At 41.1% G+C, this 15513-nt stretch carries 12 protein-coding genes; 7 read left to right on the top strand and 5 right to left on the bottom strand.

The window, feature by feature from the left end; translation table 11 throughout:
* Positions 1–108: 108 nt before the first annotated feature.
* Positions 109–1575 carry an SLC13 family permease gene (locus tag O3603_RS09140; RefSeq protein ID WP_314572641.1) on the bottom strand — a complete coding sequence of 489 codons (1467 nt, stop codon included), beginning with the start codon at positions 1573–1575 and terminating at the stop codon, positions 109–111.
* Between the two features lie 126 nt (positions 1576–1701).
* On the opposite strand from O3603_RS09140, the gene O3603_RS09135 reads away from it, so the two are divergent.
* The 4 genes from O3603_RS09135 (at position 1702) to O3603_RS09120 (ending at position 5840) form a co-directional block, all read left to right on the top strand.
* On the top strand, positions 1702–2808 hold the full coding sequence (locus O3603_RS09135; protein WP_371522354.1) for an ABC transporter substrate-binding protein: 1107 nt from the start codon (positions 1702–1704) through the stop codon (positions 2806–2808).
* Positions 2808–3818, top strand: coding sequence for an iron chelate uptake ABC transporter family permease subunit (locus tag O3603_RS09130; protein WP_371522356.1), 1011 nt, complete (start codon positions 2808–2810; stop codon positions 3816–3818). The genes O3603_RS09135 and O3603_RS09130 overlap by 1 nt, the downstream gene beginning before the upstream one ends.
* Before the next feature lie 273 nt (positions 3819–4091).
* A complete protein-coding gene (locus O3603_RS09125) occupies positions 4092–4214 on the top strand; it encodes a hypothetical protein (protein WP_371522352.1) in 123 nt (40 codons plus the stop codon).
* Positions 4215–4259: 45 nt separating this feature from the next.
* A complete protein-coding gene (locus O3603_RS09120) occupies positions 4260–5840 on the top strand; it encodes a hypothetical protein (RefSeq protein WP_371522350.1) in 1581 nt (526 codons plus the stop codon).
* A 204-nt stretch (positions 5841–6044) separates the two neighbouring features.
* Here O3603_RS09120 and O3603_RS09115 read toward each other — a convergent pair whose 3' ends face one another.
* Both O3603_RS09115 and O3603_RS09110 read right to left on the bottom strand, forming a co-directional pair.
* The gene (locus O3603_RS09115) at positions 6045–6482 is read right to left on the bottom strand and encodes a DUF6078 family protein (protein WP_155716283.1); all 438 of its coding nucleotides are present in this window, start codon (positions 6480–6482) and stop codon (positions 6045–6047) included.
* An 88-nt stretch (positions 6483–6570) separates the two neighbouring features.
* Entirely contained in the window at positions 6571–7863 is a 1293-nt protein-coding gene (locus O3603_RS09110; RefSeq protein ID WP_371522348.1) for a serpin family protein, read from the bottom strand.
* Between the two features lie 206 nt (positions 7864–8069).
* Between O3603_RS09110 and O3603_RS09105 the strand changes: the two genes are divergently transcribed.
* The gene (locus O3603_RS09105) at positions 8070–9290 is read left to right on the top strand and encodes a uracil-xanthine permease family protein (RefSeq protein ID WP_371522346.1); all 1221 of its coding nucleotides are present in this window, start codon (positions 8070–8072) and stop codon (positions 9288–9290) included.
* A 97-nt stretch (positions 9291–9387) separates the two neighbouring features.
* Here the strand turns inward: O3603_RS09105 and O3603_RS09100 are convergent, their stop codons facing one another.
* The gene (locus O3603_RS09100) at positions 9388–9714 is read right to left on the bottom strand and encodes a Fis family transcriptional regulator (RefSeq protein ID WP_155716280.1); all 327 of its coding nucleotides are present in this window, start codon (positions 9712–9714) and stop codon (positions 9388–9390) included.
* 24 nt (positions 9715–9738) lie between these two features.
* On the bottom strand, positions 9739–10965 hold the full coding sequence (gene hemW, locus O3603_RS09095) for a radical SAM family heme chaperone HemW (RefSeq protein ID WP_371522344.1): 1227 nt from the start codon (positions 10963–10965) through the stop codon (positions 9739–9741).
* Positions 10966–11170: 205 nt separating this feature from the next.
* Between hemW and O3603_RS09090 the strand changes: the two genes are divergently transcribed.
* Together O3603_RS09090 and O3603_RS09085 are read left to right on the top strand one after the other, a co-directional pair.
* Positions 11171–13333 (top strand): elongation factor G, encoded by a 2163-nt coding sequence (locus O3603_RS09090; RefSeq protein WP_371522342.1) that lies wholly within the window; start codon positions 11171–11173, stop codon positions 13331–13333.
* Positions 13334–13947: 614 nt separating this feature from the next.
* Positions 13948–15510, top strand: coding sequence for a HAMP domain-containing sensor histidine kinase (locus tag O3603_RS09085; RefSeq protein WP_314572629.1), 1563 nt, complete (start codon positions 13948–13950; stop codon positions 15508–15510).
* Positions 15511–15513: the final 3 nt, after the last annotated feature.

The following is a 15513-nucleotide window of genomic DNA, read 5'->3' as shown; positions in this document are numbered from 1 at the left end:
GGAGCTAGGAACATAAGAATACGGCATTACCAAACGATTGTTTGATAATGCCGTGAGAGAGACATTTATAAATATTGGTTTTAATCGCTCTGAATAGAGCTTATGCTTTTAACCAAGGAAGTGGATTTCGCCGATGAAATAGAGTAGGATGTAACCTAAGATGAGGGAAACGAGTCCGCAGGTGAGACCTGCCTTTAGCATATCCTTCTGCTCTACTAAGCCCGTTGAGTAAGCAATGGCGTTTGGAGGTGTTGATATTGGTAAACACATTGCTGTTGATGCTGCAATGGCAATACCAATGAGGACGGTGCTTGTTCCACCAATACCACCAAGCTTATCGCCCATACCACGGCAGACAACAGCAAGGATGGGAACTAACAAGGCTGCAGTTGCTGTGTTTGAAATGAAGTTAGAGAGGAAGTAACAAATCAAACCAGAGACGGCAAGGATGACGATAGGACTCCAATTGCCGAACGGAATACTCTCAATAGCGGCATCAGCCAAGCCCGATCCGTTCATACCCAATCCAATAGCAAAACCTCCAGCAACCATCCAGATGACACTCCAATTTATATCTTGCATATCCTTTGCAGTGATTACACCCGTGATAGCGAAGACTGCCATCGGAATCATTGAGACAGTGTTAGTGTCAATACCAGTGACCTTCTTTGGAATAACCCATAGAAGGATTGTGACTATGAAGGTAATGATAACTACCCACATTCGCCATCCACGATGCACCTCACCATCAATTTTCAGGTGGATAGTCTTCTGTGTGAATGGGAAGAAGTGGAGGATAATTCTCCATGAGAGAAGGAGTAAGACGATTACAAGTGGAGCCATGAATGCCATCCAGTGCATGAAGTCGATATTCATGTTAAGACCTGCTGGGTCATTGAGATATTTAAGTGCGATGAGGTTGGGGGGAGTTCCAATCGGTGTTCCCATACCGCCGAGGTTGGCAGCAATAGGGATAGACATTGTCAAGGCAATGCGTCCCTTACCATTAGCAGGCAGGGCTGCAAAGACAGGGGTAAGGAAGGTAAGCATTAAGGCAGCTGTAGCAGTGTTTGAGATGAACATTGAGAAAAGTCCTGTGATAAGTAGGAAGCCCAAAAGAACATTCTCACTCTTGTTTCCGAAAGGCTTGATAAGGTTGCGTGCCAATAGCGTGTCAAGTCCCGACTTAGAAGCGGCAATCGCTAGGATGAAGCCTGCAAGGAAGAGCATAATAATTGGATCAGCAAAGGATGCCATAATCTCCTCCGAGTCGAGTAATTCTCCAACTCCATCACCTTTGAATATCCCGAAAGAATTCTTCGAAACGGTGACACACATGATAGACATGATACTTAGCGAGGTTGCCCACGCCGGGATACACTCCGTCAGCCACGATAGGGTAGCAAACACGAAGATTGCAATGATGCGTTGTTGTACGATGGTTAACCCATCAATACCGAAAGCACTTGTTGGAAGGTTCCAAACGATAGTTGTTACAATGATAATAGCCAGTAGCTGCCAAACATGTTTTGTTTCGACGTGGCTACTAAGTGCATTAGACTTTTCTTCAGCCATGGTGCGAGTTGTTTAGATTAATGTTTTAGGTTGTTTAGTAATACGCGGACGAAAATATAAAAAATATCCTTAATGGGCAAGAGAATACTTGATTTTTTGTATTTTTGCATATCAATTTTCTAAGTTATGCGCCAATTATCAGTACTTGTCCTTTGTTTCTCATTGTTGGTTTCTTGTAGTCTTCGACAGCAAAAAGCAAACGAAGATATAGGGGAGACAGGGGTTAAATATGCTCGGAATATCACAATGGAGCATAAGAATGGTTATGTTGTTGTAAAGTTGCTGAACCCTTGGAAGAAAGGAACAGTCCTACAAACATATTATCTCATGCCACGTAATGTTGAGTCGGAGAATATCTCGGATGGAGTACGTGTGGATGTTCCGATCCAGCGAAGCGTTGTGTTTACGACGGCTCATGCGAATCTTCTAGAAATGTTGCATGCCCAGAAGGCTATTGTGGGTGTTGCTGATTTGAAGTATATGCTTATCCCCGATGTTCAACAGCGAGCACGGAAGGGTGAGATTGCTAATTGTGGTGAATCGATGAAGCCCGATGTAGAACATATTATAGACTTAAAGCCCGATGCTATTCTGCTTTCTCCTTTTGAGAATAGTGGTGGTTATGGACGATTGGAAGAGATTGGCGTACCCATTATTGAGTGTGCCGATTATATGGAACGTTCAGCTTTAGGGCGTGCCGAATGGATGAAGTTCTATGGAATGTTATATGGTCGTGAGCATGAAGCAGACTCCTTGTTTGCGGTTGTAGAGCAGAACTATAAGGCTTTGAGTGCAAAGGCGAAGAAGAGCAAGGTGAAGCGAAGTGTCTTGCCAGATAGGAAAGTTGGTGCCGTTTGGTATTTACCTGGTGGAGAGAGTAGTGTGGGCTTGTTGTATAAGGATGCCAATGGTTCTTATGCTTATGCGCAGGACAAACATAGCGGTAGTCTTTCAATGCCCTTTGAGACGATATTAGATAAGTTTGGAGACAGTGACTTCTGGATTCTCAGTTATAATGGGAACTTCAGTTTGAATACCTTATTGGCGGAGTATCCAGGCTATGGAGCATTGAAGCCTTATAAAACAGGAGAGGTTTATGGCTGTAAGGTGGATAGTACACCCTACTTTGAGGAGGTCAGTTGGCGACCAGATTGGCTACTTTCTGACTTGATTCAACTCTTCCATCCCGACTTGCATTTAGGTGCAATGCGTTATTACAAGAAACTTAAATGATGAAGAGGAACTTCAGTATCATCCTGTTGTTAGTGGCTAGCATAATCATGCTGTTTGCCATGAATCTTATAGTGGGTTCGGTGAGAATCCCATTAGCCGATGTCTGCGATATACTCTTTGATAAGTTTGATGGTAAGGAGAGTTGGAAGTATATCGTAATGGAGAATCGACTCCCTCAAGCCTTAACAGCAATGCTATGTGGTGCGTCGCTGGCAGTCTGTGGTCTAATGCTTCAAACGGCATTCCGTAATTCTTTGGCTGGCCCAGATGTCTTCGGAATCAGCTCGGGAGCAGGGTTAGGCGTGGCAATCGTGATGTTATTCTTAGGCGGAAGTGTGTCAACAACCCTGTTTACCGTATCAGGTTTCCTTGCTATTCTTACGTCTGCATTCATCGGGGCAATAGTCGTTACGATGATTATTCTGTTTCTTTCGACTATGGTAAGGAACAGTGTACTATTGCTTATCGTTGGTCTGATGGTGGGCTATGTCTCCTCGTCAGCTGTGGCGTTATTGAATTTCTTTGCTTCAGAAGAAGGGGTAAAGAGTTATATGGTATGGGGGATGGGCAACTTTGGAGGTGTATCAATGGATCACATGTTGCTCTTCGCTTTGCTCTGTTTGGTTGGTATCATAGCCTCCATATTCTTAATAAAGCCCCTCAACATTATGCTCTTAGGCACTCAATACGCAGAAAGTCTCGGTATTAATATCCGCCAGATACGTAACCTATTACTCGTGACAGTTGGTTTATTGACAGCCGTAACAACAGCCTTCTGTGGACCTATCTCGTTTATTGGTTTAGCTATACCACATATCTCTCGACTCTTATTCCGCACAGACAACCATCAAATCCTCCTTCCTGGAACAGTGCTAACAGGTGCGGTAATTGCTTTGTTCTGTAACCTCGTTTGTTATCTCCCTGGAGAATTAGGTATAATTCCCCTTAATGCTGTTACGCCACTCATCGGTGCACCTGTTATCATTTATGTGATCATTAAGCGTCGATAAGTTCCCAATAATGATGTATATAAGTAGGAAGTAATAAACACCATAACATCTTATTATTCTGTTATAGTGTTTGTTACTTTCGTTTTTTTTCTTAACTTTGCACCGGAATTAACCCAAGAACTGAAACTACGATGGTATTTTATGTGAAATGCTCGTAGATGTAAAGAGTAATATAGTAATCCATTTTAATTGATGAAGAAGAAAGAACTTACAAGGCGTAATGTATATGTTAAGCCAGAATGTAATTTGCTAAATACAAATATAGAATCAATTTTGCAAAGCGCCAGTGGTAATGCAGGTCGTATTAACTATGGTCAAGGTGCTGGTGACGCAAAGAAAACCTTCTTGTGGGACGATGATGATGCGTCGAATATAAATCATAATTGGAGCGAATAGACTCCATATATATAAGGTAAAACACACTTAACGAACAAGAAATATATGTTTATAAAGACTTTACGATTACTATCGTCATGGATAGGCTGTGCTTTGATAGGTGCAGCAGTAACGACGAGTTGTTCAAATGATGACCTTCTGCAGAACGCTAAGGAGAGCCATCGTGTTGTGGAGGACTCCATGACCTTCAGTGGTGTCTCTCAAGAAGAAGTACCGACACGCACGATTATCTACGATCATACCAAGGGTAGCGGAGCCTCTGTTATATGGAGAAATACTGACAAGATATTGGTGAAAGACAATGCTGGTCAGTGGCGACAGAGTGCAACAGCCACCTTCCCTATTGCCTCAAAGAAGTCGAACGCCGTGTTTACCGTTGCTGGTAGCTACACCAGTCCGACACATGCTGTTGTCTATACTAATAAAGGTCTCACAGGCTCACAACCACAAGTAGAGATAAAGAATGCACAGACTCAGACTGCGCCTAACAACTTCGACCATGCAGGTGAGTCGGGTGACTGCGGTGTAGCTACTGCCCAAAAGGTAGGGAGTGACTATAAGTTTACCCTCGAGCACAAGGCTTCTTTCATCTGTCTCATCCCTCGTTCAAGTAATACATACGTACAGCATAGTAAGATTATCAAGATTGAGATTTCATCAGAAGACGATATAGCAGGTGTTTACAACATTGCTTCTGATGGCACGCTCACCCTTGCTTCGGGTGGTTCGAAGACTATCACACTCACAACAGGGAGTGGGTTTGCTATTGACAATACGACCGCTGATATGAGTAAGAATGCTTCCTACGCAGTGATAGCACCAGGTAGGCATAGTCTTCGCATCCGTTACTGGCTTCGCAATACGGCTGATAATCCGAAGGGATCTATTGATGGCACTGTAACTAAGTATGTTACCCTCACCTTTGTTCCAGGCTCTATTCATGACGTGACCGCCAACCTCTCTATCAATGACTACGGTGGTACCAACTATTATATGTGGGATGCAAAGGCGAACTATTGGAGTGGGCACGAATGGAACAGTGCTGACCCATGGCAGCCAACAAAGTTCTTAACAACCAGTAGTACGAACTATCCAAAGCCAGGAAGTGATAGTTACACTCCTAATCGTACAGCTGCTGGACCGCTTGAAGCCTCAACCTCTCACTTTGCTGCCCTCCCTAACGCTAACGAGATGGCATGGTATGTGATGAAGGGCGACCCACGCTATGATGCTGATGAGCTTTGGTCAACTATGGGCTACCTCTATCAAGGGGGTGCATGGTTTAAGAAGAGAGCTTATATCACGGGTTTCTCTGATAGTCATCAGCCTGATAACACTTCAACTGACCTACGCAACACTTATATAAGACTATCAAAAGCAGTTTTGAAAACGCTCCCTGCTACCACAGAGATGGACCAGTATTTCTATCTTCCACTCTTAGGTTATTATAGTACAAGCTTGAACAACTATAAATTCAATACTGCTGGTGTGACAGGTTATTACTGGTCTTCAAGCGCAGTACCGACTAATCAAACGGGTCGTTATGCTCTTATAATTAACAACCAGACAGCTACTCTACAAGATTCCTCTCCTACCAACGGTATGATTGTCCGTCCGTTTGAATAAGCTTTATGAGTACTTAATATTTCATAGTAAAACATAGTAATACAGATATCCATATAGTCTCAAGGCTTGAAACAGTGTGTCTCAAAGGCTTGAGACTGTGTGTATCAAGGCTTGAGACTGTGTGTTTCATAGGTATGAGACAGTGTGTTTCATAGGTCTGAGACACACTGTCTCAGCCTATGATACGATTAGTGATACACTATTCTATTCGAAAGAATAGCGGTCAACGTAATAGTCAAATCTTAACTTTTCGGTGTAGCCATACGAACGGAATATGTCAATAATATCCGCTTGTTGCTCAGGTGTGAGCGTGAGTTGTCCGTTCATATAGCGATAGTAAGTAGGGCGGCTTCCTAGGTATTGCTGTATTTCTCTGCGTATCGGCGTGTCGTCTACATGCTTGACATTGAGGAATAGATGATGGAATCCCCATGCTGCACGTATCACTTTCTTCTCTACATAAAACTCGCATTTGCCGTTTTGTAGCGCATTGGGGAAGACGGCGAAGCCTATGTTTTTGTCTTCTGGTAGATGTTGTCCAACAAAATAACGCATACAAGTGTCCTTGCGTGGACAATCTTTGTTGAAACAAATTTCCCATGTTGATGGGACGGAATCGAAGTTAAATGCTATTGTCTCCATTTTGTTTTTATAGAATATAGAAATAGTTATGTAAATAATAGTGGTTCCTATATGGATGTAAACAGACTGACTTACGTTTGTAAGGGAATCATTCGCCCATGAATTTACCCATGAAGCAAATGTTACCATATTGATCTGTAATGTAATAGAAGAATGGATGATCTGCTGTAAACGTGAACCTTGTGGGGTGGGTATTTATGCCAAGAGTCATCATTGAGGTCGATTGAACGGCTTTCGCGGCTACTCCTTTCTCGTTAACATCCAGTCTGATCTGTTGATACACCTTATCTATATATAAGGGTGACGGGCTCATCTGACTGAAGTCAGCTGCTTGTTGAGCGAAGAGAACGCCTAGTCCTGCTTTGGTGTATAGCTCTTTCAAAGAGAGTTTGATAGCTGTTGAGAATTTAGGAAGGGCAATCTCAACTTCGTCATATTGCTTATGTAGCTTCGTTAAGTCATAGAGCGTGCTATCCTTAAAGTCGCTGATAATATCTTCCAATTTCTTGCCTTTGTGAGGGAGAACGACATACATAAAGAAGCCGTTCTGCATGGCTAAGGTCAGAACCTTATATTGCTTTCCTTCGTATCCTAGAAAGTTCTTGTCTTGATCAAAGGTGTGCATCATGTTCACCTTGGTCAGCTTACCATCCTGCTTATAGAAAGTTTGTCCATTAGTGGTCTCTCCCACAAACTCATTACTCCATGGTATTCGTAGAGCAACAGCATTGATAATCTGTGCGGAGTGCGGAGTAGAAACATCGATTGGCAATGTCGTTATGTCACCTTTCGTTATCTTTGCACAAAGAGAATCAGCCTGTATTCGTTCTTGTTGTTTGTTAGCTGAGGCTATGATATTCGTGAAGTAATAATCTTGAAGTGCTTTCTGGTATTCGGGCAATAGTTCCGTTGCTTCATTGAGAGCCATGAAGTTAGCGGTGACCATATACCCATTCGATGATCCTTTATCCTTTGGATTGCTTACGCCTAGATTGGAGAAGGTCTCTCGTCTTTGACCTATAAGTATCTTCTTATTAAGTTTGTTGACTTCATCAAGTTTCTTTTCTGGATAACCAAGGGCATGACATAATGCCTGCTTTGTATTCCCAGCAGCACCATTGTTTAACATGTTAAGAGAATAGATGACAGCTGTTGGTGAGAATACAATGCTCTTCTCGTTCTCTTTATTGGATAGTTGCTGAAAGAGCTTTAGTCCGAATGCGTTGGAAGAAGATATGATTTCGTATTCTTCCTTTGAAAGTGTATAGTCAGGGATATCTTCCTCCTCTGCGGCTTCCTCAAGTGTCTTTGCTGTTTGAGAGGTATTGATACAGCTAGTGAATAGCAATAGAAAAGCGAGATTAAATAGTTTTGTTGTCATACGGCAATATTATTGAATGTAGATAATTAAGACTTCAAAGGTACGAAAAATATTCTTTTATCGATCTCCTACCATGGCTTTTAGCCTTAGATTTAAACTTTTCATCCATTGTTCTTACATAATGCACATTTTTTTATAATTTTGCAGACGTAAACCATACTTTGTCTATTGGCTATTTGTGAAAACTAATATTTATCAATCAATACATGGATAATTTAAAACTATCACCAGTGCGCAAAACCATAGTGGGAGTACAATTTCTCTTTGTGGCTTTCGGTGCTACTGTCCTCGTCCCTTTGCTTGTTGGGCTTGATCCAGCAACGGCGTTATTCACAGCAGGTCTAGGAACTTTTATCTTTCATTTGGTTACGAAAGGTAAGGTTCCTATTTTTTTAGGTTCATCATTTGCCTTTATTGCACCAATCATTGCAGCTTCAAAGCAATGGGGAATGCCTGGAACATTGGCAGGAATAGCCGGTGTTTCTCTCGTTTATTTTGTTATGTCAGCCTTAATAAAATGGCAGGGAAAGAAATTGCTAGATAGATTGTTCCCACCTGTTGTCATAGGACCTGTTATTATTTTAATAGGCTTGTCATTATCGACATCAGCTGTTGATATGGCAAAGACAAATTGGTTGTTGGCATTTGTCTCATTGGCAGTAGCAGTGTGCGTGTTGTCTATGGGGCGTGGTCTGATGAAGCTTGTACCCGTTATTTGTGGTATCGTTTCAGGTTATATTGTCGCTATTTGTTTGGGCGTTGTTGATTTCTCACACGTTGAGGCAGCACCATGGTTGGCTTTGCCTCCTGCCTTGTCAGATTTTCATTTGCCGCAATTCGCATGGGAACCATTCCTTTATATGATACCTGTGGCGATAGCACCAGTGATAGAGCATGTGGGCGATATTTATGTAGTAAGTGCTGTTGCTGATAAAGACTTTACGGCATCTCCTGGATTGCATCGTACAATGTTAGGTGATGGTTTGGCTTGTTTGGCTGCATCTTTCTTTGGAGGTCCCCCTGTGACAACCTATAGTGAGGTGACAGGAGCGATGAGTATTACTAAGGTAACACACCCTCAGGTAATTCGTATTGCTGCTGCAACAGCTATTGTATTCTCGGTTATAGGTAAGTTGAGTGCCTTGTTACAGAGTGTTCCTTCTGCAGTGTTAGGAGGTATTATGCTGTTACTCTTTGGAACGATTGCTTCCGTAGGTATTCAGAACCTCATTCAGCATAAGGTTGACTTCAACCGCACACGTAATATCATTATTATATCTATTACGTTGACAATGGGTATTGGAGGTGCAGTGCTGCAGTGGGGTAGTTTCTCTATCAGTGGTATCGGACTCTCTGCAGTTGTCGGTGTCATCTTAAATCTACTGTTGCCACCAGCAAAGGAAAAGACGCCTGCAAAGAAAGAATAAGCTTAACTAGGCATTCGTCAGATAAGCTGAATATACGAAACCTCCGACTTTTAGAGTGCTTCTCAGGCACTATAAGGTCGGAGGTTTGTGGTTTTTATCAGTTGGAGATAGAGTCTCTATACTGATGCTTAATCTTTTCTTCGAGTTCCTCTAATGTTTGCTTGCTGTTGAATAAACTCTTGATAAGGCGATAGCCCAACCATATCAAGATCATTCCTACAAGTGCAAGGAGATATTGGAGTACAATGCTGTTTACAATCGTCTTGGTATAGTTCTCGCAGATAACAAAGCCTGCGATGAAGATAATATAATCTATCCAGCCTGAACTTTTATAGCTTTGGACAATGCGTTGATATTCTTCGTTGTTGGCAAGAACCTCTTTGCGATTCTCTGCCCACTTCTTTTCAAATTCTTCGTTGGTCATGGGAATGTTGGGTGATGATATACTTTATACTTTCATTAATTCGCTCATAACGGAATCGCTAACATAGATACCATTACGAGTAAGGTGGAGCCAGCCATCCTCCTCTTTCAATAAACCTTGTTGTTGTAAAGGCTTGGCAAGATGCATGAGATAAGTGCGGTATTCAGTAGAGAGCGTTGATAGGTCTATTCCTTCACACGTACGGAGGGCAGTCATTATCATATCATTGTAATGTGTGTCTGCATCAATTATCTCCTCTTCGCAAGGAAGTCTGTTTTCTTGGATAGCAGCGATATAAGCCTTAGTGTCTGCTACGTTCCAACTTCTCTTACCATTGCTGTAGGAATGGGCTGCAGCACCGATACCTATATAAGGTACATTGTGCCAATAAGAACTATTGTGTTGAGAACGATAGGGGCTTTGAACTTTGAGGTTTGAACTTTGTGATTTGAGCTTGGCAAAGTTACTAATCTCATATTGCTCATAACCTGCTTCGGTTAAGTGGTCGATGAGTGTATTGTACATCTGACGATAAAGTTCATCGTCCATCTCCTTGACCTTTCCTGCTTGAAGAAGTCGATAGAGGGGAGTCCCTTCTTCGTACATAAGACTATATGCAGAGATATGTTCAATGTCTAAAGCAAGCAGTCGATCAATGTCTTCTTTCCATTCTTCAAGTGTCTCATTGGGAAAGCCAAACATAAGGTCTACTGATATGTTCTTGATGTTTACACTTCTAAGACGCATGACAGCAGTTTCTACCTCGTCAGCAGTATGTCTACGATGCAGGAAACGTAGGCGTTCATCAGAGAAAGTCTGCGCTCCCATAGAGATACGATTGATAGGAAGGGAACGTAAATTCTGTGCAAACTCTTCCGTTACATCATCTGGGTTACACTCCATTGTGACTTCAATAGGCAGAGTAGTGGTGCAGCTGTTGTTCTCTATATCCCATTCTAAACCAATGTGATATACCTTATCTATCGTTTGGAATATCTTCTTTAGGCTTTCAAAGGAAAGCTGTGAGGGAGTACCACCACCTAAGTATATACTTGTCAAACCAGTCGTCCTCTCATCAGACATTTCATTGTCTTTCTCCGCTCGTATTTCCATCTCATGGCAGATAGCGTTCACATACTGTTCTTCTACAGAAAGCCTTTCGTCCTTCTTCTTGGCTGGCACAGTAGAATAGAAGCCGCAATAAATGCAGCGACTGGCACAAAAAGGTATGTGAATGTACAATCCTAACATGATAGGTGTTTGTTCGTATATATTAATGTATGACTAATAAGAACTAATGCAAATGTACTAATAAGTTTTAAAAGAATTTGCTTTTTTAGTAAGAAACTTTGGTGTTCTCATAGGAAATGTCTAACTTAGACCGCTGAATGGATGAGTTAATACTTATCCTCCTAGAAACGAATAAATTATTACTAACAGCTTAAATCTATCAGATATGAGAGTATATCAGACAAACGAGATTAAGAACATTGCCTTAGTTGGCAGTGCGGGTAGCGGCAAGACTACTCTTGCCGAAAGTATGTTATTCGAAGCCGGCGTTATTAAGCGTCGCGGTTCAGTTGAAGCTAAGAATACGGTTAGCGATTACTTTCCTGTTGAGCAGGAGTATGGTTACTCGGTGTTTCCAACGGTATTCCATGTAGAATGGAATAATAAGAAGCTGAATATCATTGACTGTCCGGGTAGCGATGACTTCATTGGTGGTGCAATAACCGCTCTTAATGTAACTGATGAAGCAGTCATACTTATTAATGGTCAGTATGGTCCGGAGGTTGGCACACAGAATAACTTCCGTTACACAGAGAAACTCAAGAAACCTGTAATCTTCTTGGTTAATCAACTTGATTCTGATAAGTGCGACTTTGATAATCTTATTGCAAATATGCAAGAGATCTATGGCTCAAAGTGTGTTCCTGTACAATATCCATTAGAAACAGGTCCCGGTTTCAATAGTCTGATAGATGTTCTGTTGATGAAGAAGTATAGCTGGAAGCCTGAAGGTGGAGAACCAATCATTGAGGACATTCCTGCTGACCAGATGGATAAGGCTATGGAACTTCATAAAGCACTTGTTGAGGCAGCTGCAGAGAACGATGAAGGACTGATGGAGAAGTTCTTTGAAGAAGAGACACTTTCAGAAGACGAGTTGCGCGAGGGTATTCGTAAAGGTCTTGTTACACGTTCTATCTTCCCAGTCTTCTGTGTATGTGCTGGTAAGAGTATGGGTGTTCGTCGATTGATGGAGTTCTTAGGTAATGTCGTTCCGTTCGTTGACGAAATGCCTAAGCTGCATAACACACGTGGAGAAGAGGTCGCTCCTGATTCTAAGGGCGCAGAATCACTCTATTTCTTCAAGACGGGTATGGAACCACATATTGGTGAAGTAAGTTACTTTAAGGTGATGAGTGGTAGTGTGAAGACAGGTGATGATCTTACTAACTCTGATCGTGGTTCAAAAGAGCGTGTTGGACAGCTTTATGCTTGTGCAGGTGCTAATCGTATTCCTGTTGACGTGCTGAATGCCGGTGATTTGGGTTGTATGGTGAAGTTGAAGGATGTTAAGACTGGTAACACGCTCAATGGTAAGGGTACTGATCAACGTTTCGACTTCATTAAATATCCTAATTCAAAATACTCAAGGGCTATCGAGGCTAAGAGTTCACAAGAAGCGGAGAAGCTCATGGCAGCATTACTAAAGATGCGTCAAGAGGATCCGACGTGGGTTGTTGAGCAAAGTAAGGAGTTGAAACAAACAATTGTACATGGACAGGGAGAGTTCCATCTTCGTACTTTGAAATGGCGTTTAGAGAACAATGAAAAGCTACAGGTAACCTTTAAGGAGCCTAAGATTCCCTATCGTGAAACGATAACTAAGCAAGCAAAGGCAGAGTATCGTCATAAGAAGCAAAGTGGTGGTGCTGGTCAGTTTGGCGAGGTTCATTTGATAGTCGAGCCATACGCTGAAGGTATGCCTGCTCCAACAACCTATAAGTTCAACGGACAAGAGTTTAAGATGAATATTAAAGGTTGTGAAGAACGCACTCTTCCTTGGGGTGGTAAACTTGTGTTCATCAACTCTGTTGTCGGTGGTGCTATTGATGCTCGATTCATGCCAGCTATATTGAAAGGTGTCATGGACTGTATGGAGCGTGGACCTCTGACTGGTAGTTATGCGCGTGATGTACGTGTGATTGTCTATGATGGTAAGATGCACCCAGTTGACTCTAACGAACTTTCTTTCACTTTGGCAGCTCGCCATGCTTTCTCTGATGCCTTCAAAGCTGCAGGTCCAAAGATTCTTGAACCTATTTATGACTTGGAAGTTTACGTACCAGGTGACTATATGGGCGATGTGATGAGCGATTTACAAGGACGTCGTGCCATGATTATGGGTATGGATTCAGAAGCAGGCTATCAGAAGTTACAAGCCAAGATTCCTCTAAAAGAGCTTGCTAACTATAGTATTTCTCTCAGCTCCCTCACTGGTGGTAGAGCTAGCTTCACAACTAAGTTTGCTAGTTATGAGCTTGTTCCTAATGATTTACAGCAGAAGTTAATTGCAGAGCATGAAGCTGAAGTAAAGGATGAAGAAGAATAGTTTATTTTTTTAGTTAATAATCATCTTCCTAGTGGGGCGCGTTCTTTCTTATTTTATCTTGATAAGATTGTAACGTGCCTCTTTCTTTATGTCCTAATTCTACTTTGTTTCACTTTAAGTTTATGTTTAATTAAAGTCTAAGTTAAAGTACAATTAACCTCTAACTTAAAGTACAACTATCGTTTAACTTAAAGTATATTCATCGTTTAACTTAAAGTTTAATATGCGTTTAAGTTAGAGTTTAATTGACGTTTAAGGTGAAGTATTCCTATATTTAAATCTAGGCTAACTTACGAGGGTTTATATGTCTTTTTGTCTTTTCTCAATAAATCAATGATGTTTCGTTATTCATTACGATTTTGCAGGTTCAATTTAGAGTCTGCCCATTGGACTTTTCTTTAGTCATCCTTGTGCTAATATACTTGCGATATAATTGATAATAATTAATCCTAAGCACAATAATTTGTTAATTAATTTAAATCATATTCTATTTGTTAACGTTTTTGTGTTAATGGATTAATAAAATATTATCTTTGCAATCGTGAACATCGTAGTAGAGCTGTAGTCCGAATCTCATTCAGAAGTCGTAGCCTACACGAATAGAAGTAATAATAATGAAGAAGAAGACAATTTGGATTATTGCAGTAATCATGGGATTATCATTCCTAGGCTTACTTCTACTCCAGCTCAATTACATTGAAGAAATGGCTGAGATGAAGAAAGAACAGTTTGACGAATCAGTCAATCGTGCTCTTTATCAGGCTTCTCGGAATATGGAATTGAATGAGACCCTTCGTTATTTAGAAGATGATGTAAATAAGAAAGAGCGTAAGCAGTCGGAACAACATTCAACTTCAAAAGATAATTCCGTTGCAACACATCAAACTCCAGCAGTAGATAGTCAAGGCGATGCATATACATCTTTTGAAGCGAAGTTATTACAATCGAAGCCATCATTGACGCCTAAGGCAATGATTCTCCGTAATGATAGTAATTCGCTTTCTGCAACAAAACGTAACATGCAAGAGATTGTTCGTAATCGTTATGTCTATCAGAAAGCAATGCTCGAGGAGGTGGTCTATAATATACTTTATTCAGCATCAGATAAGCCTCTAAAACAACGTATTAACTTTAAATTGTTAGACCAAGATTTAAAGGCGGAGATGATGAATAATGGTATTAACATCCCCTATCATTTTACTGTTACAACGCAAGATGGTCGTGAAGTCTATCGTTGTCCAGATTATGTATCGGATGGGGAAGAGAATACTTACTCACAGGTGTTATTCCGTAATGACCCAGTGAGTAGAATGGGAGTTGTGAAGGTACACTTCCCTGAGATGAATAATTACATCTTCTCTAGTATTCGCTTTATGATACCTTCAATCATCTTCACGTTTGTGTTGTTGGTAACTTTTATCTTCACTATTGTGACAATCTTCCGTCAGAAGCGTTATAGCGAGATAAAGAACGATTTTATCAATAATATGACACATGAGTTGAAGACGCCTATTGCAAGTATCTCTTTGGCAGCACAGATGATGAATGACAAGAGCTTGGAAAAGAGTCCGAAGATGGTGGAACACTTGGGAGGTGTAATCAACGATGAGGCTAAGCGACTTCGTTTCTTAGTTGAGAAAGTATTGCAGATGAGTATGTACGATAGGAAGAAGGCTGTGTTGAAGAAAAAATATACAGACTTAAACGAGATGGTTGAAACTATTGCACACTCTTTCGCACTGCGAGTAGAACATACAGGTGGTAAAGTCTATACGGAGATTGAAGCAGTTGATTCAACTATGTATGTTGATGAGATGCACTTCCAGAATGTGATATTTAATCTCTTGGATAATGCTGTCAAGTATGCAAAGCCAGACGAACCATTAAATGTCTATTTGAAGACATGGAATACGAATGAACACCTTTATCTTTCTGTGCGTGACACAGGTATGGGAATAAAGAAAGAAAACTTAAAGAAGATCTTTGATAAGTTCTATCGTGTACATACTGGTAATAGACATGATGTAAAAGGATTCGGTTTAGGTTTAGCCTATGTAAAGAGAATGGTTGATTTACATGGTGGAGAAATTAAAGTGTTAAGCGAGTTTGGTAAGGGAACTAAGTTTATTATAAAACTTCCCGTGATTCGTGATGAAGAAATAGAAGAAGAAGTATAAGAA

This window comes from Prevotella sp. 20925_1_30, assembly GCF_041433025.1.
GTDB classification, from domain to species: Bacteria; Bacteroidota; Bacteroidia; order Bacteroidales; family Bacteroidaceae; genus Prevotella; species Prevotella vespertina.
Note: the sequence above shows the minus strand (reverse complement) of the source record. Positions and strands in the feature narration are given on the sequence as shown.